The sequence below is a fragment of the Parafrankia sp. BMG5.11 genome (assembly GCF_004337455.1).
Map to the genome: position 1 here is coordinate 229902 of NZ_SJXI01000015.1, position 23522 is coordinate 253423.

The following is a 23522-nucleotide window of genomic DNA, read 5'->3' on the forward strand; positions in this document are numbered from 1 at the left end:
ACTAAACCGTTTTACTATCTGGCCCGGCCTCCCTAAGGGCGCAGAACAAGCCACCCAGCGAAATCGCCGAGAGATCCAGATGACAGACGACGACTCCATCGAACCGGAGCAGCAAACTGCACCGGCGGCGAGCCCACAATCGCGGCGCCGGTTGCGTCTTGTGCTTGTCGTCGTCGGCTTGGCCGTCCTGCTCGCCGGTGGTTGGTGGTATTACCGGCATGTGACCTACGGCCAGTACATGCAGTCGACGGACAACGCCTACGTCGCCGCCGACAGCGTAGTGGTCTCGTCGAAAGTTGGGGGCTACATCGAAGAGGTCTTCGTTGCGGAAAACGAGCAAGTGGCTAGGGGCGAAGCGCTCGCGCAATTGGACTTGCGGGATTACCGCGCTCAGGCGCAACAGGCGCGCGCACAAATTACGGCTACGTTGGCCGGCGCCGACACGATCCGCTCTCAGGTTACGGAGCAAGACGCGGCCATTCGCCAGGCGCGCGCCCAACTTCCCGCCGCCCGCGCGGCGCTCAAACTCGCCAATGAGCAGGTCGCCCGGTATCGGCCTCTTGCCGCTACCGGAGCCGAACCCCGCGAAAAGCTCGACCAGTATGAGGCGCAGGCGCGCCAGGCACGCGCGGATCTAGAGAAGGCACAGGCGGCGGTTGCGGCGGCCACCGCGCGCAAGTCTACTCTTTTCGAGCAAATCGGCCAAACCCGGGCGCAGGCAGACGCAGCGCGCGCGGAATTGGAGGCCGCCGATCTTACCGTTGAGTCGACCCGGCTCCGAGCCAGCAAGGCAGGGCGCGTCGGTGACCTCACGGTCAGGGTGGGACAATTTGTGCAGCCCGGTCAGAGGCTGATGACCATCGTTCCGGTCAATGCGATCTACGTCACAGCCAATTTTAAGGAGACGCAGGTCGGCCTGATCCGGGCCGGCCAGCCGGTTATGCTGGAAGTCGATGCACTTCCGGATGTAGAGATCAAGGGAAGGGTGGACAGCATTTCGCCGGGGACCGGCGCGGAGTTTTCAATTCTTCCGCCTGAGAATGCCACCGGCAACTTCACCAAAATCGTTCAACGCATAACCGTTCGCATCGCGATAGACGCCTCGCCGGAACTGCGCCGAGTCCTCGTTCCTGGAATGTCGGTTGTCGCGACTGTCGACACGCGTGCAGCCGCTGATGCGCTCAAAGGGATCTCGGGCACCAAAAGATGAGCGGGGCGCTGCCATCCAGTAATTCGTCGGACCAATCTTCCTCGCTCCGGCAGAACGCCGACGTTACAGCTTGGGTCGCTGTAGCTGCGGGTGCTCTCGGCGCCATGCTCGCGACGCTGGACATATCGATCGTCAATTCCGCACTCCCGGTCATTCAGGGCGAGATCGGGGCGAGCGGCACCGAGGGCACCTGGATTGCGACCTCCTTTCTCGTCGCCGAGATTGTCGTCATTCCGCTGAGCGCCTGGCTGGAGCGCCTCTTCGGTCTGCGAACTCTCCTCATCATTGCGGTCAGCGCATTCACCGCTTTTTCGGTGCTGTGCGGGGTCGCAACCGACCTTACCACCATGATCATCGGCCGAACGGGCCAGGGCTTCATGGGCGGAGTGCTCATTCCGACCGCTATGACCATAGTGGCCAAGAGACTACCCCCGCATCAACAGCCGATCGGAATGGCGCTATTCGGCATGACCGTGATCCTCGGGCCCGTGATGGGGCCTTTGATCGGCGGTTGGCTGACTGAGAATTTGAGCTGGCACTATGCCTTCTTCGTCAACGTTCCGGTCTGCGGTCTGCTGCTGCTCCTGCTGTTCGTTGGTCTTCCCCACGAAAAACCGAAGTGGGAATATCTTACAGACGCGGATTGGGCAGGCATTCTCGGACTCATCTTGGGGCTGGGCGGCCTGACGGTTGTCCTTGAAGAGGGCCACCGCGAGGAATGGTTTGAATCCTCGCTCATTCGCTGGCTCACCTTAATCACCCTCATCGGGTTCGCCTCGCTGATTTACGGACAGGTGAAGGCTCGCAAGCCGGTTTTGAAACTGCAGCTCCTGTTCAATCGACAGTTCGGCAGCGTAGCGATCATGGCGCTGGCCCTGGGTATGGTGATGTATGGTTCGACCTACGTCATCCCCCAGTTCCTGGCGATCATCTCTGACTACAACGCGCTTCAGACGGGGCTGGTCATCTTCTGGATGGGCGTCCCGGCATTCTTGTTAATGCCTGTGCTTCCCTTGATGATCCGGAAGATTGACATACGCATCGCCGTGGGCGCCGGCATGTTGTTTATGGCGGTCAGCTGCTTTGTCAGCACCAGCCTTACAGCCGAATCCGGTGGTGCCGTTTTCACCGAGAGCCAGCTCCTACGCGGTGTCGGCATGATATTGTCGATGATGTTCCTGAACCAGGCGACGGTGGCTTCGGTGGCCCATGAGGATGCAGGAGACGCTTCGGGGATATTCAATGCGGCACGCAATCTCGGTGGCTCTTTCGCGCTTTCAGCTCTGGCATCGTTCCAGGATCAGCGGATCTGGCATCATAGCCGGCGAATGGAAGAGACCCTGAATGCGAACAACGTTTCTCTGCAGGCCTATCTTGACGGGCTGTCGCGAAACTTCGGCGGCATGGAGGGGGCCATGGCCGTCCTGAGCCGCACCCTTCAGCGCGAGGCGTTCATAATGACCTACAATGATGTCTTCATGGTGATGGGGGTTCTCACGCTCGCGACCGTTCCGCTGGTCCTCTTCCTGAGGCCGCTTCCGAAAAATGCTTCTCTTTCGATGCACTGAGCCCAACATGATGCGCCGTTCAATACCATCGCTTCTCCTCATCGCCTTGCTGGCTGGCTGTACGGCTGGGCCGGACTACCGGGGCCCTCCTGAAATACTGTCGGCGGATAGCGTCCATCGTTTTGTCCGCACCGGCGAAGAGCTGAATGCGTCGGACCCGGCTCTTGCCGAATGGTGGTTGCTGCTCGACGATGCTGAACTGACGCGGCTGGTCACGGCTGCACTGTCCGCCAATCCTTCGCTTCAGGCAGCGCAAGCGCGCATCGCGCAGGCCAGGGCATCGGTCCGACAGGATCGGGCGGGGAGAATGCCGACGCTCGGGACGCAGGCCACCACCATTCAGGGTCGTCTTCCCGGGCTCGACCTCCAGGGCGGCCCACCTCACTCGTCGGGGCAAACCGAACCGGAGGCGGAAAGCGACGACGCGCTCAGTTTCTACAATGTGGGTCTCAATGCCAATTGGGAGTTGGAGTTCGCGGGCGGCTCCCGGAGGCGTGTAGAGGCCAGCAATGCGCAGGCTGCTGCAACCGTGGCCAATGCGGAGGACGCGAGGGTCCAGCTGACCGCTGAAGTTGCCAGCAACTACGTCAACCTGCGGGAGGCTCAGTTCCGCGCCGAACAATACCAGACGCAGATAAAGTTGCAGGAAGAAATCCTGGCCCTGACCTATCAACGGTATCAGCAAGGCGCGTTGCCGCTGTTCCCGGTGGGCAACGCGAACGCCGAGCTCGAAGTTCTCAAGTCCCAGCTCGCCGAAGCGGACGCTGACAAAGCCGTCCTGCTCGATGCGCTTGCCATCCTGATTGGCCGGGTCCCGGGATCGACTGACGAAGACCTTTCGACGCCGCGGGATATCCCCTTGCCCCCGGATCAGGTTACTGTCGGCGATCCAGCAAGTCTCGTGGCGCGTCGGCCTGACATCAGGGCGGCTGAGCGCAGTCTCGCCGCCGCAACGGCGCGGATCGGGGTGGCCGAAGCGGCAAGGTTCCCGAAGTTGTCCTTCATGGGGATTCTGGGCCTAGGCGGATCTTCCCCCGAAGAGGTCTTTGATCTGGGCGAATTTTCAGCATTGGCGATACCCCGCCTGGAATGGAACTTCCTCGATTTTGGAAGGGTGGACGCGTCGGTCGATCGCGCCGGGGCGGTCCGAGACGAGGCAGTCGCCAACTACCGTCAAACCGTCCTCTCGGCTCTACAGGATGCCGAGCGAGCACTGGCACGCTTTGGCCAGCAACGGGTCGCACTGGCAGCCCGCGCGCAGATCAAGAGCCAGGCCGATAGCGCTGCCGACCTCAATCGCCAGCGCTTCGCGGCGGGAGTGATCTCAAGGGCTGACCTCAATCGTGCGCTACGCGACCAGCAGCAGGCTTCGGCAGACCTCGTCCGGGCAAAAGGTGCCCTTACTTTAGCTTGGATTGCTCTGCAGAAGTCACTGGGCCTAGGGTGGCAGGAGCCTGCTCGAGATCAGTAGGTTCGTTTGCGTTTAACAATCGATCCGGTTCACGAAAAATACGCGCCCCTGCCGCTGGCGATCAACTTTCCGTCGGGCCCCACAACCCGGGTCTCCGCCACCGAAATCTGCCGCCCTAACTTCACGACCTGCCCATGAGCAGTGAGAGGGCCTGAGGTTGCAGGACGGTGGTAATCGACGTGTAGATCGGCCGTCGCTTTCGCCGGGGCACCACCTGCAAGCAAAGTATAAAGCCCGGTGAGGTCGACCAGTGAAGCCAGGACCCCTCCATGCGCCGACCCAATCATGGGGTTCGACACGATCTCTTCGCGCCATGGCATGGTGATCTCGATTCCCTGATCGGAGCATGTTGCAATCTCCAGCCCAAGCCATCGGTGAAACGGCGCGAGGTGAAGCATCTCCTGCAAGCGGTCTCGATCAATCATGTTCCACTCGTCCCCTGCATCTGAGTCGTATCGGAGGGGTGATGGCGCCTTAGGAACTCCACGATAGCGGCGGAAAAGGCGTCGTTCGCATCGCCCACGACCATATGTGTGGCATCGGCGATGTCCGTGTATTCTGCATGGGGGGCGAGTTGTCGCAGATGCGCTACGGCTTCGAGAGAGACCAGATCGCTGGATGCTCCACGAATGAGGTGAAGCGGTAGGGTCAGTTGAGCGGCGGCCTGTCCCAAAGCGTCGAATTGCTGCCGTTGCCGATGGGGACTCTCGCCTCCAGACACGGTTATGTTGCGGATGAAGGCAGGATCCCAGTGCCAGTAGTATCGGCCGTCCGCTTTTTGTCGCAGGTAGCTTTTCAAGCCGCTGCCCGCGCTGCGGTTGGGACGGTGGGGCAGGTAGCGTGAAATGACATCCGCCGCTTCTTCGGGAGAGCCGAAGCCTGAATCGACATGTTCTTCCATGAAGCCGACGACGCGGGCCACGCCATCCGGCTCCATGCGCGGCGCGATATCGACCAGCGTTAGCGACGCGAAGGTGCCCGGCGCTAGGTCACCTTCCGCCATCAGCCCGGCAAGGCCGCCGAGCGAGGCGCCTACGAGAGCCGGCTTGACCTCCATCGAAGCCGCCGCAGCAACCAGGTCAGCCGCGAAGTCGCGAATGTCATATGCGCCGGCTTTCGACCACTCGCTGGCGCCATGTCCGCGCATGTCGAATGCGATGGCACGAAAGCCAGCCTGCGCCAGTTCGCCCATGACTCGCTTCCACGCGCGCCGGGTCTGGCCACCGCCGTGTGCGAGCAGGACGGGCATTCCGCCAACATCGCCGTGAGCTTCCGCGGCAAGGGTGATCCCGCCGGCACCTTCGATCGAGAACGCCTCAGTGCTCATCTAACCAAGAGTATCTGAAACCAGAGGTGATCGCCACCAGATCAGCGACGACAGCTCCGATGCAACGTTCGCCACGAGGCCGAAGTTAACGGGGTTATCCCGCTATCCTCGGCTTCATCGTGGCCGCGGGCCAATGACCCCTTTAGAATCTGAACCCCGCCGCGATGCCATAGCGCCTCGGCTCGAGGGTAAAGATATTCGTATAGTTGCCGGACGACTGATCAGTGACGTACAGGCCGGTCACCGCGGTGCTGTCGAAGATGTTCTGGATGTAACCTCGGACGTACCAGCGGCTGTCCGGACCATCGAGTTGGATCTGCGCGTTGGCCTGCACGAAGCTGTCGATGCTGTTGACGTTGCCATTGAATACGTTGCCGGTGGTCTCTCCCGTGTAGGCGACGTCCACGCGCGGGGTGAGTTTGGCCTCGCCGATGGGGAACGCATACTGGGCCCCCATCGATACCTTGTAGTTGGGCGCGCCCGGCAGCTTGTTACCCTTGATATTGACGGGGATACCCGCCGAGTAATCGTAAGTAACGCCGTCGATGACGGTGCTGGTCTCGATGCCCCCGAATTGGGCACCTATGTTCGGCGCTAGCCCCTGGAGCGCCTCGCAGATGCTAAACGCGCCGGTCGAGGCAATCCCGCTATTGGGCCCGAAGGAAGTCGGCGCCCGCAGCCCCGCACCTGCAGAAACGCCGGGAATGACGCCCGCGTTGATCAAGTTGTTCACCTGAGCGACGTACGCATTGACCCCGGCTACGTTGCCCGAGGACGAGGCGACGGCGCAGTTCGCGGCGTTGGTGATGTCCTTGATAATCACTGCATCCGCACGCCCGCCCCCGAAATCCCGCGGGTTCGACAGGTACTTGTCCGAAGCGACCTCTGTATGGAGGTAGCTGGCGGTCATGTTGACCGTCAGCTCAGGCACAGGACGGATTACCGCTTCTGCCTCCAGTCCCCAGATGTTCGCGTCGACGTTGTCGTTGACTGAGGTGCGGGCAACGATGCGGCTGAGCTGCAGTTGCTTGTACTGGTAGTAGAACCCAGTCAGATTCAGCTGAAGTCCGCCGAAGGTATTCTTCGAGCCGATCTCGAACGCGTTGACGTGCTCAGGAGCGAACGCTTCTGGCACCGCGAAGATCGGTGACAGAGGCGGATTGATGCCGCCCGACTTATAGCCACGCGAATAAGATGCATAGAGCAGGTTCGACGGCGTGATCTGGTAATCGATCACGGCGCGACCTGTGACCGCTTCGAAGCTCGCGCTGCGAACTGCATATTCCTGCGGCCCGGGCAGGCCGGCATCATAATCGAGGTTTGCGTATCCAAGCGCATTGGTGAGATCGGTGGCACCGGTCGGCACCAGCACCGAAGCGCCCGCCGCGTCGACTAACAGCGGCGTGCGAGCCCTGACCGATTTCTCGTCGTGGTTATAGCGCAAGCCCAGTGTGAGCTTGAGCTTGTCGTTGAATTCAAAATAAGTCTCTCCGAATATACCGTAAGTCGTGACCTTCAGGTCGTCCGACGTGTTTCGGTAAAACGGCGAGCCCAAGAAATACGAAGTTCCAGGCCCGGGTGGAATTCCCGCACCCGCCGCGCCAAGCGCCCCGAGAATGCCGGCCGCATAGTCGAGCCCGAATGCATTGACGTAATAACTGCTCTCGTCGAGGTGAAGCTTTCCGTAGATCCCTCCAAGTAGGAAGTTGAACATCCCGTCCCAGTCGGAACTGACGATGGCTTCCCCGGTCCAGCTGGTCTGGAACGCGTTCGATCGGTCGAACGCGAGTGGGTTCATCGAGCAGATCGAGTTATTCGCCGCGCCGAACACGCCGACCAGATTGGGGTCCGACTGCGAGGTGCAGAGCTTGCCGTTTGGACCGTCCGGAATGAGGCGGTCCGCGATCGGCTTGAGATAGGCTTGCAGGACAGGACCGAACGCGCCCGAAGCTGCGGCAGCGAGGTTGTTGAGCCCAATCTGCAGCGGCGCGCGGCTTTGCGCAGCGTTGTTGTAGTCCTGCTGCGCGTCCACCTTGACCTTCTGCCAGTTGCCCCCCAGCTTGACGTTCAGACCGCCGCCAAGCTCCTGATTGACTTGCCCTTGGACGATCCACTCCTCGGCAAAGTAGTTGGGCTCGAAAGCGGTGTTGATCACCCGGGGATCTTCGGGATTCGCAGCGGCGGCGAACACGTCGGTCCCGTAAAGGCTGCCCGTCGAGAAATTAGGTGTCAGCGCCGTCTGACCTGCTGGCACACCGCGGATGCGGAAGAATTCCTGCGACGCGAAAATCGCTCCCAGCGTCGAGTTGCCGTTCGTGAAGCTATTGTCGAGACGGGAGTTGAGGCAACCCAGCACGCCAGTCGGATCACGCTGGCACAGCTGCTTCTGAATGCGCATGCGCTTGTCGTTCTCGCGGAAGTACTGCGCCACCAGATCGACCGTCGTGCTGCTTGAAGGCTCCCACCGCAGCGAGCCACGAATGCCGTACATGTCGCGGTCGTCGTAGCGGTCTCCGTTGAATTGATTGAAAGTGTAACCGTCACGGTTCAGATAGAACCCCGCGATGCGAACCCCGAGGGTTTCGCCAACGGGAAGGTTCACCATCCCCTTGACCTTGATGCTGTTGTAATTGCCGTACTCGGCCTCGCCGGCTGCGCCAAAGCCGCTGAGGTCGGGCCGCGCGGTTCGGATGTTGACCACCCCAGAGGTGGCGTTGCGTCCAAACAGTGTGCCCTGCGGTCCGCGCAGGACCTCGATCTGGGCAAGATCATAGAACTCGCCTTCGAACAGGCGGGTGCCGAATAGGGGGGCGTCGTTCAGGTGGATTGCCGTCGCGCTGTCGCATGACACGCCGACGCACAGGTCGCCGATCCCGCGGATGGTAAAGCTCGAGCTGGTGAAGTTCGTCTTCGTGAACGTGACGTTCGGCAGCGTGAGCTGGAGGTCCGATGTCGTTTTGATCTGCTGTGCTTCAAGCGCTTCGGCCGTGAATGCGCTAACCGCGATCGGCACGTTCTGCAGAGCCTCGGCCCGGCGTTGCGCCGTGACAACGATGACGCTGCCCTCCTCGGCCCCCACGGGGTCGGTAGGCGTGTCGTCCTGGGCATATGCGGGAACTGAAGCAACCGACGCACAAATGCCAGCAAGCAGGGCGGCCTTGATCCTCATTCGCATCTCTCCACTCGAGGCGCCATCTGTTGCGGCACCTTCGAACGCGAAGCTAAAGCAGTTTACCGTCATCTGGCAATAGGACGGTGGGCAATATGTCGCATTTGGTAGGGAGAGTCCGACTTTTGCTCTGCCGCGCGTTCAGTGTATGAAACTTTCTTACAGCGCGAAATTCTGGCAACTCGGAATCCCGCTTCGCTTCGAGGTGTGGCTTGAACATTCGGTGCTGGCGATCGGCGCTAGCAGCAAACTGCCAGTTCCCTTCGGTTTAGGTCACCCCGGAGGTTGACTACTCCACTGCACTTGGGATCAGGCGGATCCGATCTTCTTTTCGACGGCCTCAGTTCCGGAAGATAGTCGGCCAGCATCTATCCGGCATGTGGACGATTTTAGTGTTGATTTCGGAAGTACGTTTCTGCCGTGGCGGTGTCGTGAAGGACGAAGTGGCGACTGAACAATAGCGTCCACCCGAGCCCCCGGATGGAACTGGCAACCTTACAGCCTTAGCTCCAGGCGGCGTTCTCGGTGCGGCGCGCGCGGTTCCTTCGGTCATTAACAGCGGTAAGCAAGGGTACTCGGGCACAGCGTTCGTGGTTCATCGATCCCATACCGACTGCTCCCATTTCGCCCGTGATCCCCACCATCTCCTATGGCATCTCGTCCCTGGTCTTTCCTAATAAAAGACCGCCGCTGATGTGCTAAGGTTTTCGCACGTATTGATGAGCTGCATCGGGCCATCGCAGCGCTGGCTGAAGGTCCGCTATTAATCGGTTTCGGAACGGCAGCTTAGCGCACTCAACAAACCATGAGCTGCCAGTCAGCTAACGGCCCAGGAGCAGACGCAACTTAGCGCCTGTCACCCAAGCTATCCGACAGCCTAGAGCTCAGTTTCAATGCAGGAATTCTCACTGCCGCATGCATCCAAAATGAGATAAGCAAGAACGAAGGGCCGGCGTCTAGCCGGCCCTTGCGGAACTTAGAAGCGTACGCCGACGCCTGCGACGACTTGGTGACGCACGAAGCCGAGCGACAGACTCTCGGTGCCGTCGACGAAGTTAACGTCCTTGTAGTCCGAGTAGCGGTACTCGAGCTTCGCGAAGGTGTTGGCTGACAGCGTCTGCTCGAGGCCGAGGCTCAGGCGGTACCCATCGCGGTCTTCCGAGAATGCGAAGTTGTCGGCCGGGGCCGTGGGGTCGGTGTAGCTGACGCCAGCCTTGCCGTTGACGTAGCCGACGCCGGCGGTGAGCGCCGTGCTCGGCGTGAGGCGGGTGCTGCCCTTGAGGCCGACGTACAGGTTGCGCTTGAGCGAGGCGCACGCCTCGTCGCCGCCGAACACTTCTTCGCAGCGCTTGCTGTCGGTCCACTCGGCGCCGACTTCCACCCCGATGGTATTGCTGCCGAGGCCGAAGTCGTAGCCGGCGTTGATGCCGTAGAGCACGCTGCCCTCGGAGCCCGAGTCCTCGAAGTTGTCCGCCGGGAAGGCGCTATCTTCGTAGTCGACGGTGCCCTTGGTGCTGTCGTAGCCGACTACGCCTTCGACGTGGAAGCCGCCAGGCTGCGCGTCCTGTGCCATGGCCGAGGTCGACGACACCGCAGCGACGGCCGCCGCGGCAAACAGAGCGTATTTCATTCTTTTTGTTCCTTTTCCTGTCCTGGGGCCGGTGCCGCTAGTCGCGCGACCGGCTCCCGGGCAATCCCTTTCCGGCGAACGCCGCACATTGCCGGACGAATGTTGCTGCTGGGACTGACCACATCGAAGGAAAGTCGACTGACCATCGCCGAGATGATCGACTCAGCGATCGAGCGCGAGGGCGGGTACTCGAAGCAGCCCTCCTACCACGGCGGCGAGACGATTTAGGGGGTCACCAAGAAAGTGGCGCGCGCCTACCGCTACGCGGATGCGATGGGCGATCTGCCGCGGCGGCGGTGCGCATCTACCAGCGGGGGTACCGAACGGCCGGGCTACGTAGCTGTGGCCGGGTTCTACCCGAGGTCGCAGCCGAGCTCTTAGACAGCGGCCTCAACATGTGCCCCGCGTGGCCTCGCTGTGGCTGTAGCGCTGCGATAAGGCGCTAAACAACCAGGGGCGGCTGGATGCCGACATGATCGCCGATGGTTGCAGCGGCTCTGCCAAACGCGCCTTCCGGTATGATCAGATGGCGAAGTCACTGCACAGATAGTCGCACGCGAGACGCAAGCGGCCGCAATTCGGACACGCAGACGTCAGATTGCCGCCGGTGCTAGGTCGAGAGCAGCCAATCCGCTACCGGCTCAGCATGCGACATAGAGCCGCGCGAGCACAAGAATTCTGCTGTTCAGCCCGCTCTTGGTGATGAGCAAATTGGACGGCCCGCGCCTCGGTCCTGGTCATTCCGCCTTCGCCGGCTTGAACAGCTTTCCAAACCGCTCATTGGATCGCTGTTCGTTCTGTGACCTGAGGGCTTCCACAGCTTCACGGAAGCTTGTCAGAACTCCGACCTCTTCGCGAGTCAATCTCGGGTCGATGCTTTCCATTGGTCCGCAAGCGTCCAACTCGAGAAGAAAAACCCCCGCCGAAGCGGGGGCTAGTTGATGGGGTAATGGCACACCAGGGACGGGAGGGGATATGTGTGCCGTTGTGGCTAGAAAGCACGATCGGCCCACTGGTTCCTCACGATCAGCTCGCAGAACCCTGGCTTTCCTCCCGCTGATCGTCGGGAACCTTGGTGTTAAGGGCGCGGCAGGAAGCCGCGCCCTTAAGCTGATCAGTCTGCGGTGGCGATCGTCGCCTCAGCAGCCGCAGGTACAACAACCTGCATCGGCGCAACCGGCGCCGTGCTGACGGCGAGTTCGATATCCTCGTCTAAGAAAGCAGCGACTTCGCCACCATTCGGTAGCACCGCACTGGTGCCGGTGACGAAGAAGCCCGCAATGGGAACCAGAGCGATTGCGCCGACCACGCCTGCGGTCCCGGTTACCCCCTTGTCGTCGAAGGTCCCGGCTAGGCGGATCTGCCGGCCGTTTACTCGGGCCCATAGCGCTCGCGCGCCAAGGTGGCCCGACTTGCCCCACATCCCCTTGTTGCGCACGCTCGTGATTTCGCCCTCAGCCGGTGAACCAGCCGGGATGACGACCACTCCGTTGTATTCGACGGGAGAGGCCACCTCCATGCGGAAGCGCTGTCCCACACGGGCCTGCTTCTCCTTGGTGGTCACCTCTTCGAGAAGGCGCAGTGAAACCGGCGTGCCCGCGCGTATCACGGCGCTGCTGGGTGCAACCATGGTCACGGCTGAGGCCGGCGCAGCATTCTGTGCCGCAGCTGGCGTGGCCGCAAGCGCGGCGAGCACGGCGACCGCCGCAAAAGTCTTGTTCATGTTTATTCCCCCTTTTTGAAGCCGCTGCCCCTGCGGCGACTCTCCCCGACGCCGATAGAGCGCGCGGGTTGGGATCTAGTCAATGCAAATGGTTGCCGGAGCATTGCGAGGGTTCGCCGGCGACGACTGGAGTTGCAGTCGGTCGGGCAATCGCGTTACGCGCCTCGCATGTCGGGGCCCAATCGCATGCTTCTGGGGAGCTTGTTCTTGCTCGCCGCTTTGGGCCTCGCGATCATATTTGGGACACAAAGACTACTTAGCCATGATCTACATCGTAAAACGAGGCCGGCTACTTCCCGGTGGTCAACGAGGCGGGCGAGGAAGAAAAAACAAGCCGACGCCGTGTGCTCGAAGGCTCCAATCGGAATGGCCGCACGCATCTACTCCGAGTTCTGCTCAGCGGCGGCGAAAGGGTGCGAGGTAGTTTACGCCAGCAATCCATCATTGAAGAACAGGTGCGCCGCAATTGACTTCCGATTAGTAAAGTATGCGATCTAACAAATCTTCACCTGCACACCGCAGCGTGTCCTCAACGCCTCGGAAGCGGAACGGCAGCTTCTGGAGCTTCGTCGCTTGAAAGCGGACTGGCCGCATACGGCCCAGCAGCGGCCGGGCAGCTACGCGCCCCAATCAGGACGTTAGAGTTTACTCAGGCTCATCCTAAGAGCCGTCGTACGTTTATCACCATCGTCGGTGGGCGTGTGCCGCACCAAGGTCGTACCGGAAGACCGTCGGTTGCTTCTGAGCCCTGTAATTATATCGATCTATCCGACGCCCAAACAGCATGGCCGCCCCAGACGCGTATTCGCTCATTCCTTGTAGTGTCACAGGAAGGCAACGTTCTGATCGCTGACTTGATACTAACAAGTAAATGCAGCTCATTAACTTGTTGTAGCAGCTGAATACGTTTCGAATCCAACACATAAGATCTAGTCGCGAGCGGCGGAGTGACTGTCGATGAGCTGACCGATATTCTGCAGAAAGCTTGCGAGCAATGGAGAGGGTTGTCTGCCGAAAGCCAGCTGCGATGTCGATCGTCGGGGGGTTGCCGCTGAGGGGTCGCTTGCGGAATGCCAGCTTACGGCGCTGCGGCCATCAATAGCGGCCAGTCCGCTACTGGCCTCGGTAGCAGCCACACCTCAGGCCTGCGGCATGGCCGTCCATCTAGTTCGATCTTAGAGGGCCAGTTGCTTCGGACGATCGCCAGCATGCCCGTCGATCGCACTTCGCGTACTTACTAAGGGCCTACTTTGCGGAAATCGCCAGCCGCGGAGTGCCGCTAGCTATTAAAACCACTGGTCGGGACGAGAGGATTCGAACCTCCGACCCCCACACCCCCAGTGTGATGCGCTACCAGGCTGCGCTACGTCCCGAGACCAGTGGAGCGGGCGCCTATAGGTCCGGCATTCCGGCAGCGCAAGCTGCGCAAGTGCAGGTGTGTCGCGCGCGCAACGGTTGTCACTCGATTGCCCTTGCCAGGCGATGCTGCTAGGCGCGCCGCCATTGCCGCTGGAGCGAGAGTTCCTACGTTTTCCGGCGCCCATTCTCGTTCGAACGGACCATTTTGACGATGCTCGATTTTCTCGCTGCCGCCGCCGGTGGTGCCGCGCCCCCGGTATGGATCAGCTGGCTGCCGATCGTCGGCATGATCGCGATCTTCTGGTTCCTGCTGATCCGCCCGCAGATGCGCCAGGCAAAGCTGCACCGTGAAAAGATCGGCGGGCTGAAGCGGGGTGACCAGGTGGTCACCGCTGGCGGTCTGGTCGGCAAGGTGTTGAAGGTGGATGATAACTACGTCGAGCTCGAACTGGGCAAGGGCGTTCAGGTCAAGGCGGTCAAGCACACGATCGGCGACGTGATCCCGCCCGCCGGCTCTGCCGCGAACGACTGAGGCGCAGCGCACAATGCTCGATTTCCCGCGCTGGAAGAAGATCTGGCTGTGGAGCGTGATCGTCCTGGTCTCGCTCGCCGCGCTGCCGTCGCTGGTGTCGCTGGCTGGCGGCAAGTGGCCGCAGAACCTGCCGGACCCGTCGATCAATCTCGGGCTGGACCTCGCCGGCGGCAGTCACATCCTGCTCGAAGCGGACAGCCGCCAGATCGCCGCCCAGCGGCTGGAGACGATGGAGGAATCGGTTCGCACCGTGATGCGGCAGGCCACCCCCGCGGTTCGCATCGGTGACGTGTCGACCCAGGGCCAGCGCCTCAGCTTCATGGTCGAGAGTGCCAGCGACGTCGATCGCGCGCGCGAGCTGTTGCTGCCGCTGGTCAACGGCGAAGGCCTGCGCCGCGAATGGACGCTGGAGGTGGTCGACGAAACTCGTTTCGTGCTGACCCCGACGCAGGAAGGGCTCGACGCCGCGCTCGACCAGGCGATGGACAGCGCCAAGGACGTGATCGACCGGCGGATCAACGCGATCGGCACGCTGGAGCCAACGATCATCCGCCAGGGCGACACCCGGATCGTGGTGCAGGCGCCCGGGCAGGAAGATCCCGAACAGCTCAAGGCGCTGATCGGGCAGACCGCGAAGCTCGAATTCAAGCTGGTCGACGAGACCGCGCTGCCGAGCGACGTGCAGGCGGGCAATGCGCCCCCGGGGAGCGAAATCTTCCCGTATGCCGAAGGGACGCCGTTCACCGGCCAGAACCTCGCGGTTCGGCGGCTCGGCGGGATCAAGGGCGACAGCCTCACCAACGCGCAGGCCAGCGTCAATCCGCAGACCAACGAACAGGTCGTCAACATCCAGTTCGACCAGCAGGGCGCCGCCAAGTTCGCCCGGCTGACGACGCAGAACGTCAACAAGCCGTTCGCGATCATCCTCGACAACAAGGTGCTGTCCGCGCCCAACATCAACGAACCGATCCGCGGCGGCACTGCGCAAATCTCGGGCAGCTTCACGTCCGAAAGCGCCAACCAGCTCGCGATCGCGCTGCGGTCCGGCGCGTTGCCGGTCGATCTCAAGGTGATCGAGGAGCGGACCGTCGGGCCTGACCTGGGCGCGGATTCGATCCGCAGCGGGATGATCGCGATGGGCATCGGCACCGGTCTGGTGCTGATCCTGATGCTCGTCACGTACGGCCGGTTCGGAGTCTACGCGTGCGCCGCGCTGGTGCTGAACGTGGTGATGATCCTGGGCATCATGGCGGTGCTTAACACCACGCTGACGCTGCCCGGCATCGCCGGCTTCGTGCTGACCATCGGCGCCGCGGTGGACGCCAACGTGCTGATCAACGAGCGTATCCGCGAAGAACGGCACCGAGGCCGGCGCGTCGTCCAGGCGGTCGAGTTCGGGTATAGCGAGGCGAGCCGCGCGATCTTCGATGCGAACATCACCAACGTGATCGCAGCGACCTTGCTGTTCCTGTTCGGTCAGGGCCCGGTGAAGGGGTTTGCCGTCGTGCTCGTCATCGGCGTGATCACCTCGGTGTTCACCGCCGTCACCATCACCCGCATGTGGGTTGCCGGCTACCTGCGCCGCAAGCGCCCCACCGACCTGCACATCTGATCGAGGGCCGAAAGCCATGAAACTCCTCAAGCTGGTGCCCGATCACACCAACATCCACTTCCTGAAGTGGCGGATTCCGTTCTACGTCGTCTCGATCCTGCTGATCGCCGCCAGCTGGGGGCTGGTGATGACCAAGGGGCTCAATCTGGGCGTCGATTTCGTCGGCGGGCAGATGATCCGGGCAACCTTCGTGGGACAGGCTGATGCGCCGGTCGCCTCGATGCGCGAAGAGATCACCCGGCTGGGTTACGGCGATCCGATCATCCAGCGGTTCGGCGCGCCTAACGAGGCGTCCATCCGGATGAAGCTGCCCGAAGGGTCGGAGGCGCGGCCCGATCTTGCCAACACCATGGCCAGCCGGATTACCGGCGCGCTTAAGGCGGCACATCCGGAAGTGCGGATCGACGGGGTGGACTCGGTCTCCGGCAAGGTATCGGGGGAGTTGTTCCAGACCGGATTGATGTCGCTGCTGTTCGCGATGATCGCGATCTCGATCTACATCTGGGTGCGGTTCGAATGGCAGTTCGGGGTGGGCGCACTGTTCGCGCTGCTTCACGACGTGTCGCTGACACTGGGCATGTTCGCGCTGACCCAGCTCGAATTCGACCTCAACATCGTCGCCGCGATCCTGACGATCATCGGTTATTCGCTTAACGACACGATCGTGATCTACGATCGCATCCGCGAAAACCTGAAGAAATTCCGCAAGATGCCGCTGCCGGAATTGCTCGACCTGTCGGTGAACGAAACGCTGGCGCGCACCGTGATGACATCGATGACGTTGCTGATCGCGCTGATCCCGCTGCTGCTGTTCGGGCCCGCGAGCCTGTTCGGCCTGACCGCCGCCATCACGCTGGGCATCTTCGTCGGCACCTACAGCTCGATCTACATGGCGGCGCCATTGCTGATCTGGTTCGGGGTCAAGTCCGACAGCTTCGTGCCGACCGACAAGGGGCCCAACCAGGCCGAGCGGATCGCGCGCGGCGAGGTCTAGGCGAGTAGACTTTCGTAGTATCGGGCCAGCGCCTCTGCGTGGGCTTGCCAGCTGAACCGCTCGGCCATCGCGGCCACGGCCTGGCGCTGCGGCGGATCATCCAGCAGCTCGCGCACCCCCTCGGCGATCGCCCGCGCGTTGCGGGCGACGATCCGCCCGGCCTCAGGCGCGGTGAGCACCTCGCGCGCGCCGCCCGCGTCGGTGATCACCAGCGGCGTGCCGCAGGCCAGCGCCTCAACCCAGGCGTTGGCCAGGCCCTCGCGGGCCGAAGGCAGCACCATCGCATCCGCGGCCGACAGCACCAGCGGCAGCAGGTCGTGATCGAGACTGCCGAGGAAGTGGACGCGGTCCGCCACCCCGAGTGAGCGCGCCTGGGCTCGCAGCCCGGCTTCGTCGTCGCCCCGGCCAACGAGCAGCAGCACGGTCCTTTCCGGCAAGTCGGCGAGCGCGTCGATCACCAGCGACTGGCCCTTGTGCGGCAGCAGCGCGCCCAGGGTCACCAGCACCGGCGCCGTATCGGGCAACGCCACGCCGAGTTCGTGGCCGAGGCGCCGGCGCAGCTGCGTGTGTTGCAGGGGCCGGAACCGATCGCGGTCCAGCCCGGTGTAGTGAACCGTGACCTTGTCCCCGGGCAGCCCGATGGTCGCCATGTCGCCGGCCAGCGCGCCGCTGACCGCCAGCAATCCGCCTGCGTGCTTCCCCGCCGCAATCATCTGCGCCAGCGCCCATGGGCGGGTGCTCCAGTAATGGATGTCGCTGCCGCGCGCCTTGATCGACAATGGCAGGTCCAACGCGCGGGCGATGCGCGCCGCGGCGGGCCCGTCGGGGTAGAAGAACTGCGCGTCCACCAGGTCGAACGGCGCTTCGGCATGGAGCCGGCGGGCGAGGGGGAGCGCCGTGCGTGCGATCAGCGCGGGGTTGATCCGGCCGCCCACCCTGGGGACCAGCGGAAAGGTCGGGCGGCGCACCGTCACGCCATGCTCCACGCCATCGGTCGCCGCTGCCTTGAGCGCGCGGTACCGGCCGAACGCCACCGGCGGCACGCCGATCGGGTTGATCACGGTCACCTGCCAGTCGCGGCGCGCCGCCAGCGCTTCGAGACTGCGCGCGACGAAAGTGCCAAAGCGGGGCGCGGCCGCGTTGGGATAGAGCGTCGCCAGCGACAGAACGCGCTTCATGACCGTAGCTACAGCCGGCGCACGAGCATTTCGGCGACCGCGATCCACGCCGGATCGTCGACCACCAGTTGCTTCTGCCCCGCGCCGACCGGCAGCACGCCCACCTTTCCGCCTTGCCGATCGATCAGCCGGCCGAACGCGAAGCGGCCGCCCTTCCGCGGGACCAGGACGTCGCGGTTAACGGCGCGGCCCGCGTCCTCCGGCGCGATCTGGCGCAGCCACAGCTGGTCGCCCGCGCGGTATTCGCCCGCGCTCTCCTCGATCGCGAGCACCACGCGCACCGCTTCACCGCCCAGTTCGCTCGGCAGCAAGGCATCGCGCGGGCTGCTGAGCGCTTCGGCTCCGCCAGCGGTCAGCTGGGCGATCACCTGCGCAGGCGCGCTGCCTTCGGACCGGATGAGCATCTCCGCCTCCACGCCCAAGGCGGCGGCGATCCGGTCCATCCATTTGATCGACAGGTTGCGCATCCCGGTCTCCAGCCGACCGATCGTCTGCGGCGTGGTGGGCGGACGGCATGCATCGGCGAGGTCTGCCAGCGTCATGCCTTTTTCCCGGCGGATATCGCGGATGCGGTTGATCACAGGCGAAGCGTCCTAACCAAATCGGTTTTCGACTTTCCTACAGCAAACCCCTTCTGGCAAGCGGCGTTTCTCAGCCAGGAGAATCCGATGCGCCGCCAACTTGTCGAACGCGAACTCACGCCGGAAGGTCCACGGCGGTCCGGAGCCACGCAGGACAAGCGGCGGACGGTGACAGTCAACCTGGGCGAATCGCCCATCGCTTGGCTCCACGCGCGCGGCCATCTCGACGATCGGCTGTTCGATGCCGGCGAGCGCCTGCGAGCCGATTACGAGCGGGCCCAGCTTGCTCCCAGTGTCACCATGCGGTGGGATCCGGTGCGCATCCGGTCGACCGGGGGACACCGGCCTGACCCCGGGCGAGCGGCAGATCGCTGCCAAGGCGCGCTTCGACGGTGCGATCGGCGCCGCCGGCGAAGGGCTGTCGGACGTGCTGTGGCGGGTGGTCTGTGCCGGGGAGACATTGCCCGATGCGGAGAGGGCGCTGGCGTGGCCGGCGCGCAGCGGCAAGGTGGTTCTGCGGATCGCGCTCGATCGGGTGGCGCGGTTCTACCGGATTTTCTGACTGCCGCGGTCGAGCGCCGCCAGCGTCCGGCCTTCGCGAACGGTCTGGACCATGAACAGGACGACCAGCAGCGTGGCCAGCGCGGTAAACAGGATATCGAATCCGTTGAACCCCGCGACCCGGCCGACGTCCGGGCCCAGGAACCCCATGATCACGGTCAGCGCGATCAGCACGATCCGCAACTCGGTCGGTCCGGCACCGAGGTGCGAGAGGGGAAACTCGCCAGCCACCTTGGCGAGCAGGAACGTATGCACGGACATCAGCAGATAGGCGACGACCGCGAATAGGGCGACCTCCACCTGCAGATACGGGCTCACCCCCAGGCCGCCCAGGATCAGCAGGGTCGCCAGCCCGTCGCAGCTATGGTCGATGAAATAGCCGTAGCGCGGCCGTTCCACCCGCCGGTAACGCGCGATGGTCCCGTCGAGCGAATCGCCGAACCAGTGCGTGAAGTACCCGGCGACCGACAGCGCCAGCCACCACGGGTTCCAGGTGCTCAGCGCATAGCCGAGGCCGATCGCGACGGCGGACAGCAGCGCCAGCGCGGTCAGGCCATCGGGCGTCACCCACGCCGGCAGCCGCGGGCACAGCCACGCCAGCAGGCGCTTCTCGCCGCTGGCGAGCAGGTTGCGCTGGATGCGGCGGGGTGGCGCCGGGTCGAGTGGCCGTGTCATGAAACTGCAATGCGCCCGCGACGGTCACCGGGGCAAGCTTTTATACCGCTTGCTGTTCGACCATCTCTGCCAGGGTGAGCCAGCGCTCCTCGGCGGCGTCCTTTTCGGCCCGCGCGTTGGCCAGCCCCTGGTTGATGGTCGCAAAGCGCTGCGGATCGCGGGTGAATAGGTCCGGATCGCTCAGGATTTCCTCTCCCCGCGCGATCGCCTGGTCGAGTTCCTCGATCCGCGCGGGCAGGAGTTCATAGTCGCGCTGGTCCTTGTAGGTCAGCTTCGTCCGGGCGGCCTGGGGCGGGGCGGGGGCCGGTTCGCGGGTGCGTTCGGACCGCGCGGAGGCCTTGGCAGCCGTGCTGCGCGCCTTGCGCTTGGCGACCCAGTCCTCGTAGCCGCCGGCCACTACGTCGACCGTGCCGCTGCCGTCGAGGCCGAGGGTGACGGTCACTGTCCGGTCGAGGAAGTCGCGATCGTGGCTGACGATCAGCACGGTGCCTTCGTAATCGGCGATCACTTCCTGCAGCAGGTCGAGCGTTTCGAGATCGAGATCGTTGGTCGGCTCGTCGAGCACCAACAGGTTCGATGCCTTGGCGAACTCGCGCGCCAGCAGCAGCCGGCTGCGCTCGCCGCCCGAAAGCATGCCGACCTTGGTATCGACGATCGCCGGTTCGAACAGGAACTGTTTGAGGTATCCCTGCACGTGCGTGCGGTGCCCGCGCACGTCGATCCAGTCGCCGCCTTCGGCCAGCACGTCGCGCACGGTCTTGTCCGCCGCCATGACGCTGCGCTGCTGATCGATCATCACACCGGTCAGCCGCTTGGAGATCTCGACCGTGCCGCTGTCGGGTGCCAGCTCGCCGGTCAGCAGCTTGAGCAGCGTGGTCTTGCCCGCGCCGTTCGCGCCGACCACGCCGATCCGGTCGCCGCGCTGGATGCGCAGGGTCAGGTCGCGGATGATCCGGCGGTCACCGAACGACTTGGACACCTTGTCGGCGACGATCACCGACTTGGACTTGAACTCGCCGTCGGTCGCCAGTTTGAGCTTGGCTGCGCCTTGCGGGTCGATCATGGCCGCGCGCTGCGCGCGCATCTGCCACAGCTTCTCCAGCCGCCCCTGGTTGCGTTTGCGCCGGGCGGTCACCCCGCGTTCAAGCCAGTGCGCCTCCAGCTTGAGCCGCGCGTCGAGCCGTTCGGCGGCGCGCGCCTCCTCGGCATAGACCTGTTCTTCCCACGCCTCGTAGCCGCCGAAGCCCACGTCCTTGCGGCGCAGCCCGCCCCGGTCGAGCCACAGCGTGGCGTTGGTCAGGCGCTTGAGGAACGTGCGGTCGTGGCTGATCACCACGAACGCGCCGGTGTAGCGGCTGAGCCAGTCCTCCAGCCAGTCGATCGCGGCCAGATCGAGGTGGTTGGTGGGCTCGTCCATCAGCAGCAGGTCCGGTTCCTGCGCCAGCGCCCGGGCGATGGCGGCGCGCCGCCGCTCGCCGCCGCTCGCCTTGTCGGCCGGACGGGTCATGTCGATACCCAGCTGGCCGGCGATCGCCTCCACCTCGTGCGCGGCCGGGGGCTGATCACCCGCCAGCGCCCAATCCATCAGGGTGGCATATCCGGTCAGGTTCGGATCCTGCTCCAGCAGCACGATGCGCGTGCCGGGCTTCACCTTGCGCAGGCCGCGGTCGGGATCGATCTGCTGGTCGATCAGGCGGAACAGCGTCGTCTTCCCCGCGCCGTTGCGGCCGATCAGCGCCAGCCGGTCGCGCGGGCCGATGTGCAGGTCGAGGCCATCTGTGCCCGGCCCACCGAACAGCCAGCGCCCGGCCTGTTGCAGGCCGAGCCCTTCCCAGCTCAAGATCGGTGGCTGTGCCATAGGGGGCCGCACCTAGCGACGGCGGGGAAGGGGAACAAGCCGGTTCACCCGTGCGTAATCGCGGCCGAGCCAGCTAGGCCTTCAGAAATGATAAGGAGCCTCTCAATGATCCGCACCGTGCTTTCGCTTGCCGCCGCATCGCTTGCCATGCCCGCCGCCGCCGCCGAGGTTCAGGTGACCTCCCAAGGCCCGGTGGTGGAGCTTGCGGTCACCGAAACGGTCAAGGCGAAACCCGATATCGCGGACGTCAGCGCGGGGGTGACCACGCAGGCGGCGACCGCGGTCGAGGCGATGCGTGCGAACGCCGCCGCGATGGACCGCGTGGTGCAGCGGATCAGGTCGCTCGGCATCGCCCCGGCCGACATCCAGACCACGGGCATCAATCTCGGCGCGCAGTACGATTACGACCAGCAGACCCAGCGCCAGGTGTTTCGCGGTTACCAGGCGTCGAACCGCGTCAGCGTGACCCTGCGCGACGTGAAGCGGACCGGACCGGTGCTCGATGCGCTGGTGGCGGCGGGCGCGACCGACATCGGCGGGCCGAGCTTCTCGATCGACGACGACACCGCGCCCCGCGCGCAAGCACGCCAGGCCGCCTTCAGGAAGGCCCAGGCCCAGGCGACCGAATACGCGCGCTGGGCGGGCTATAACGGCGTCCGGCTGCTGTCGATCGACGAGGCGGTGAACCCCGTCCGGCCGATGCCGTACGCCGAGGCGCGCGCTGCCTCGATGGATGCCAAGAGCACTCCGGTAGAGCCCGGGCTGGTCGGCACCTCGGTCACCGTAGCGGTGACCTTCGAGATGACGCGCTAAGTCGGACAGCGTCCACCTGAACAGCGTGGGGAGGCGACATTCACGGGTTGTTCAATGCACCGGCTTTAATCAGGTCGGCATCATGAACAAGCCGGTCGCCTCCCTTCTCGCCCTTATGCTCGCCCCCGCGCTTGCCGTGACCGCGCTGCTTGCGCCGGCTGCGCCCGCGCTGGCCCAGCGCAATGACCAGGGCGAAGCGCGCAAGGAAATGCGCGCGGGCAACGTGCTCAGCTTGCGGCAGATTGAAAGCCGCGTGGTCCCCACGATGGACAGGCAGCAGTATCTGGGCCCGGCGTACGACGCGACCGCGATGGCGTACCGCCTGAAGTTCATCGACCAGAAGGGTCACGTGACCTACGTCGATGTCGATGCGCGGACTGGCCGGGTGCTGGGCGTCACCCGCTGAGGCGACGGTTCGGAAACCGCGCGCTCGGTTGACGCGTTCATGTCTTGCGCCCACATCGCGGCGGCAAGATAGAACACACAGGGGATCACTCGCCCATGCGCATCCTGATCGTCGAGGACGAGCCCACTCTCGGCAAGCAGCTCAAATCCACGCTGGAACAGACCGGCTATGCCGTGGACCTGTCAACGGACGGGGAAGACGGTCATTTCCTGGGCGCGACCGAGGAATACGACGCGGTGATTCTCGACCTGGGCCTGCCCGAGATCGACGGCCTGACCGTGCTCGGCATGTGGCGCAAGGAGGGGCGCAAGTTCCCGGTGTTGGTCCTGACCGCGCGCGACAGCTGGTCGGACAAGGTCGCGGGCCTGGATGCCGGGGCCGACGATTACCTCGCCAAGCCGTTCCAGACGGAAGAACTGATCGCCCGGCTGCGGGCGCTGATCCGCCGCGCTTCGGGCAACACGTCCAGTGAACTGACCGCGGGGCCGGTCCGGCTCGACACCCGGTCGGGCCGGGTGACTCTCGCCGGGGAGCCGGTCAAGCTGACCGCGCAGGAATACAAGCTGCTGTCGTACCTGATGCATCACAAGGGCAAGGTCGTCAGCCGCACCGAGCTGATCGAACACATCTACGACCAGGATTTCGACCGCGATTCCAACACGATCGAAGTTTTCGTCACCCGTATCCGCAAGAAACTGGGCGCGGATGTCATCACCACGATCCGCGGTCTTGGATACAGCCTCGACGATCCCGACGGCCAGCCGCGCGCCAACTGAGCCGGCCGTCCAGGACGCGGGCCATCCTGCGTCCGGAGCGCCGGTGAGCGCGGAGCCGGCGCACGTCCCGCACACCGGC

Annotated in this window: 19 protein-coding genes, 1 tRNA gene and 1 pseudogene; 11 read left to right on the top strand and 10 right to left on the bottom strand. The window is 63.8% G+C overall.

Annotation, left to right across the window (positions count from 1 at the left end; all coding sequences use genetic code 11):
• Positions 1 to 79: 79 nt before the first annotated feature.
• Genes E0504_RS11995 through E0504_RS12005 form a run of 3 tightly spaced genes read left to right on the top strand, consistent with a single transcriptional unit; the run spans position 80 to position 4249 of the window.
• On the top strand, positions 80 to 1210 hold the full coding sequence (locus E0504_RS11995; RefSeq protein ID WP_131624324.1) for an HlyD family secretion protein: 1131 nt from the start codon (positions 80 to 82) through the stop codon (positions 1208 to 1210).
• Positions 1207 to 2778, top strand: a complete 1572-nt coding sequence (locus E0504_RS12000) for an MDR family MFS transporter (RefSeq protein WP_131624326.1) — start codon at positions 1207 to 1209, stop codon at positions 2776 to 2778. Before E0504_RS11995 ends, E0504_RS12000 begins: the two co-directional genes overlap by 4 nt.
• A 7-nt stretch (positions 2779 to 2785) precedes the next feature.
• The gene (locus tag E0504_RS12005; RefSeq protein ID WP_207912498.1) at positions 2786 to 4249 is read left to right on the top strand and encodes an efflux transporter outer membrane subunit; all 1464 of its coding nucleotides are present in this window, start codon (positions 2786 to 2788) and stop codon (positions 4247 to 4249) included.
• Between the two features lie 29 nt (positions 4250 to 4278).
• Here the strand turns inward: E0504_RS12005 and E0504_RS12010 are convergent, their stop codons facing one another.
• The 4 genes from E0504_RS12010 to E0504_RS12025 form a co-directional block, all read right to left on the bottom strand.
• Positions 4279 to 4674 carry a hotdog fold thioesterase gene (locus E0504_RS12010; RefSeq protein ID WP_131624328.1) on the bottom strand — a complete coding sequence of 132 codons (396 nt, stop codon included), beginning with the start codon at positions 4672 to 4674 and terminating at the stop codon, positions 4279 to 4281.
• Positions 4671 to 5576: an alpha/beta fold hydrolase gene (locus E0504_RS12015; protein ID WP_131624330.1), complete on the bottom strand. Its 906-nt coding sequence runs from the start codon at positions 5574 to 5576 to the stop codon at positions 4671 to 4673. The genes E0504_RS12010 and E0504_RS12015 overlap by 4 nt, the downstream gene beginning before the upstream one ends.
• Before the next feature lie 142 nt (positions 5577 to 5718).
• Entirely contained in the window at positions 5719 to 8745 is a 3027-nt protein-coding gene (locus tag E0504_RS12020; RefSeq protein WP_131624332.1) for a TonB-dependent receptor, read from the bottom strand.
• Positions 8746 to 9721: 976 nt separating this feature from the next.
• A complete protein-coding gene (locus E0504_RS12025) occupies positions 9722 to 10375 on the bottom strand; it encodes an outer membrane protein (RefSeq protein ID WP_131624334.1) in 654 nt (217 codons plus the stop codon).
• A gap of 99 nt (positions 10376 to 10474) precedes the next feature.
• Here E0504_RS12025 and E0504_RS53435 point away from each other — a divergent pair, with 99 nt between their 5' ends.
• Positions 10475 to 10603 carry a hypothetical protein gene (locus E0504_RS53435; RefSeq protein WP_306769235.1) on the top strand — a complete coding sequence of 43 codons (129 nt, stop codon included), beginning with the start codon at positions 10475 to 10477 and terminating at the stop codon, positions 10601 to 10603.
• Between the two features lie 886 nt (positions 10604 to 11489).
• Here E0504_RS53435 and E0504_RS12030 read toward each other — a convergent pair.
• Positions 11490 to 12098 (bottom strand): hypothetical protein, encoded by a 609-nt coding sequence (locus tag E0504_RS12030; RefSeq protein WP_207912499.1) that lies wholly within the window; start codon positions 12096 to 12098, stop codon positions 11490 to 11492.
• Between the two features lie 1296 nt (positions 12099 to 13394).
• Positions 13395 to 13471, bottom strand: a tRNA-Pro gene (locus tag E0504_RS12035).
• A 197-nt stretch (positions 13472 to 13668) separates the two neighbouring features.
• On the opposite strand from E0504_RS12035, the gene yajC reads away from it, so the two are divergent.
• Genes yajC through secF form a run of 3 tightly spaced genes read left to right on the top strand, consistent with a single transcriptional unit; the run spans position 13669 to position 16595 of the window.
• Positions 13669 to 13989 carry a preprotein translocase subunit YajC gene (gene yajC, locus E0504_RS12040; protein WP_131624336.1) on the top strand — a complete coding sequence of 107 codons (321 nt, stop codon included), beginning with the start codon at positions 13669 to 13671 and terminating at the stop codon, positions 13987 to 13989.
• Positions 13990 to 14002: 13 nt separating this feature from the next.
• A complete protein-coding gene (secD, locus tag E0504_RS12045) occupies positions 14003 to 15601 on the top strand; it encodes a protein translocase subunit SecD (protein WP_131624338.1) in 1599 nt (532 codons plus the stop codon).
• A gap of 16 nt (positions 15602 to 15617) precedes the next feature.
• Positions 15618 to 16595, top strand: a complete 978-nt coding sequence (gene secF / locus E0504_RS12050; protein WP_131624568.1) for a protein translocase subunit SecF — start codon at positions 15618 to 15620, stop codon at positions 16593 to 16595.
• Here the strand turns inward: secF and E0504_RS12055 are convergent.
• On the bottom strand, positions 16592 to 17773 hold the full coding sequence (locus tag E0504_RS12055; protein ID WP_131624340.1) for a glycosyltransferase: 1182 nt from the start codon (positions 17771 to 17773) through the stop codon (positions 16592 to 16594). The genes secF and E0504_RS12055 overlap by 4 nt on opposite strands.
• A gap of 8 nt (positions 17774 to 17781) precedes the next feature.
• Complete coding sequence (locus E0504_RS12060) at positions 17782 to 18354, bottom strand: helix-turn-helix transcriptional regulator (protein WP_131624342.1); 573 nt, start codon at positions 18352 to 18354, stop codon at positions 17782 to 17784.
• A gap of 87 nt (positions 18355 to 18441) precedes the next feature.
• Between E0504_RS12060 and E0504_RS54195 the strand changes: the two are divergent.
• Positions 18442 to 18916: pseudogene (locus E0504_RS54195) on the top strand (DUF6456 domain-containing protein).
• On the opposite strand, the gene E0504_RS12070 reads toward E0504_RS54195, so the two are convergent.
• Together E0504_RS12070 and E0504_RS12075 are read right to left on the bottom strand one after the other, a co-directional pair.
• A complete protein-coding gene (locus E0504_RS12070) occupies positions 18901 to 19590 on the bottom strand; it encodes a CDP-alcohol phosphatidyltransferase family protein (RefSeq protein WP_131624344.1) in 690 nt (229 codons plus the stop codon). The pseudogene E0504_RS54195 and the gene E0504_RS12070 overlap by 16 nt on opposite strands.
• A 40-nt stretch (positions 19591 to 19630) precedes the next feature.
• Entirely contained in the window at positions 19631 to 21448 is a 1818-nt protein-coding gene (locus E0504_RS12075) for an ABC-F family ATP-binding cassette domain-containing protein (protein WP_131624346.1), read from the bottom strand.
• A gap of 105 nt (positions 21449 to 21553) precedes the next feature.
• On the opposite strand from E0504_RS12075, the gene E0504_RS12080 reads away from it, so the two are divergent.
• From E0504_RS12080 to E0504_RS12090, 3 genes are all read left to right on the top strand, one after another.
• Entirely contained in the window at positions 21554 to 22261 is a 708-nt protein-coding gene (locus E0504_RS12080) for an SIMPL domain-containing protein (protein ID WP_207912502.1), read from the top strand.
• 82 nt (positions 22262 to 22343) lie between these two features.
• Complete coding sequence (locus tag E0504_RS12085; protein ID WP_131624348.1) at positions 22344 to 22667, top strand: PepSY domain-containing protein; 324 nt, start codon at positions 22344 to 22346, stop codon at positions 22665 to 22667.
• 95 nt (positions 22668 to 22762) lie between these two features.
• Positions 22763 to 23443, top strand: coding sequence for a response regulator transcription factor (locus E0504_RS12090; protein ID WP_131624350.1), 681 nt, complete (start codon positions 22763 to 22765; stop codon positions 23441 to 23443).
• Positions 23444 to 23522 lie beyond the last annotated feature (79 nt).

Excerpts from the sequence above, each read along its gene's own strand:
- E0504_RS12030 (WP_207912499.1), bottom strand. The coding sequence starts at position 12,098 with ATGAACAAGACTTTTGCGGCGGTCGCCGTGCTCGCCGCGCTTGCGGCC.
- E0504_RS12080 (WP_207912502.1), top strand. The coding sequence starts at position 21,554 with ATGATCCGCACCGTGCTTTCGCTTGCCGCCGCATCGCTTGCCATGCCC.
- E0504_RS12085 (WP_131624348.1), top strand. The coding sequence starts at position 22,344 with ATGAACAAGCCGGTCGCCTCCCTTCTCGCCCTTATGCTCGCCCCCGCG.
- E0504_RS12020 (WP_131624332.1), bottom strand. The coding sequence starts at position 8,745 with ATGAGGATCAAGGCCGCCCTGCTTGCTGGCATTTGTGCGTCGGTTGCT.
- E0504_RS12055 (WP_131624340.1), bottom strand. The coding sequence starts at position 17,773 with ATGAAGCGCGTTCTGTCGCTGGCGACGCTCTATCCCAACGCGGCCGCG.
- yajC (WP_131624336.1), top strand. The coding sequence starts at position 13,669 with ATGCTCGATTTTCTCGCTGCCGCCGCCGGTGGTGCCGCGCCCCCGGTA.
- E0504_RS12000 (WP_131624326.1), top strand. The coding sequence starts at position 1,207 with ATGAGCGGGGCGCTGCCATCCAGTAATTCGTCGGACCAATCTTCCTCG.
- E0504_RS12075 (WP_131624346.1), bottom strand. The coding sequence starts at position 21,448 with ATGGCACAGCCACCGATCTTGAGCTGGGAAGGGCTCGGCCTGCAACAG.
- E0504_RS12005 (WP_207912498.1), top strand. The coding sequence starts at position 2,786 with ATGATGCGCCGTTCAATACCATCGCTTCTCCTCATCGCCTTGCTGGCT.
- secD (WP_131624338.1), top strand. The coding sequence starts at position 14,003 with ATGCTCGATTTCCCGCGCTGGAAGAAGATCTGGCTGTGGAGCGTGATC.
- E0504_RS12010 (WP_131624328.1), bottom strand. The coding sequence starts at position 4,674 with ATGATTGATCGAGACCGCTTGCAGGAGATGCTTCACCTCGCGCCGTTT.
- E0504_RS12015 (WP_131624330.1), bottom strand. The coding sequence starts at position 5,576 with ATGAGCACTGAGGCGTTCTCGATCGAAGGTGCCGGCGGGATCACCCTT.
- E0504_RS11995 (WP_131624324.1), top strand. The coding sequence starts at position 80 with ATGACAGACGACGACTCCATCGAACCGGAGCAGCAAACTGCACCGGCG.
- E0504_RS12070 (WP_131624344.1), bottom strand. The coding sequence starts at position 19,590 with ATGACACGGCCACTCGACCCGGCGCCACCCCGCCGCATCCAGCGCAAC.
- secF (WP_131624568.1), top strand. The coding sequence starts at position 15,618 with ATGAAACTCCTCAAGCTGGTGCCCGATCACACCAACATCCACTTCCTG.
- E0504_RS12090 (WP_131624350.1), top strand. The coding sequence starts at position 22,763 with ATGCGCATCCTGATCGTCGAGGACGAGCCCACTCTCGGCAAGCAGCTC.
- E0504_RS12025 (WP_131624334.1), bottom strand. The coding sequence starts at position 10,375 with ATGAAATACGCTCTGTTTGCCGCGGCGGCCGTCGCTGCGGTGTCGTCG.
- E0504_RS53435 (WP_306769235.1), top strand. The coding sequence starts at position 10,475 with ATGTTGCTGCTGGGACTGACCACATCGAAGGAAAGTCGACTGACCATC.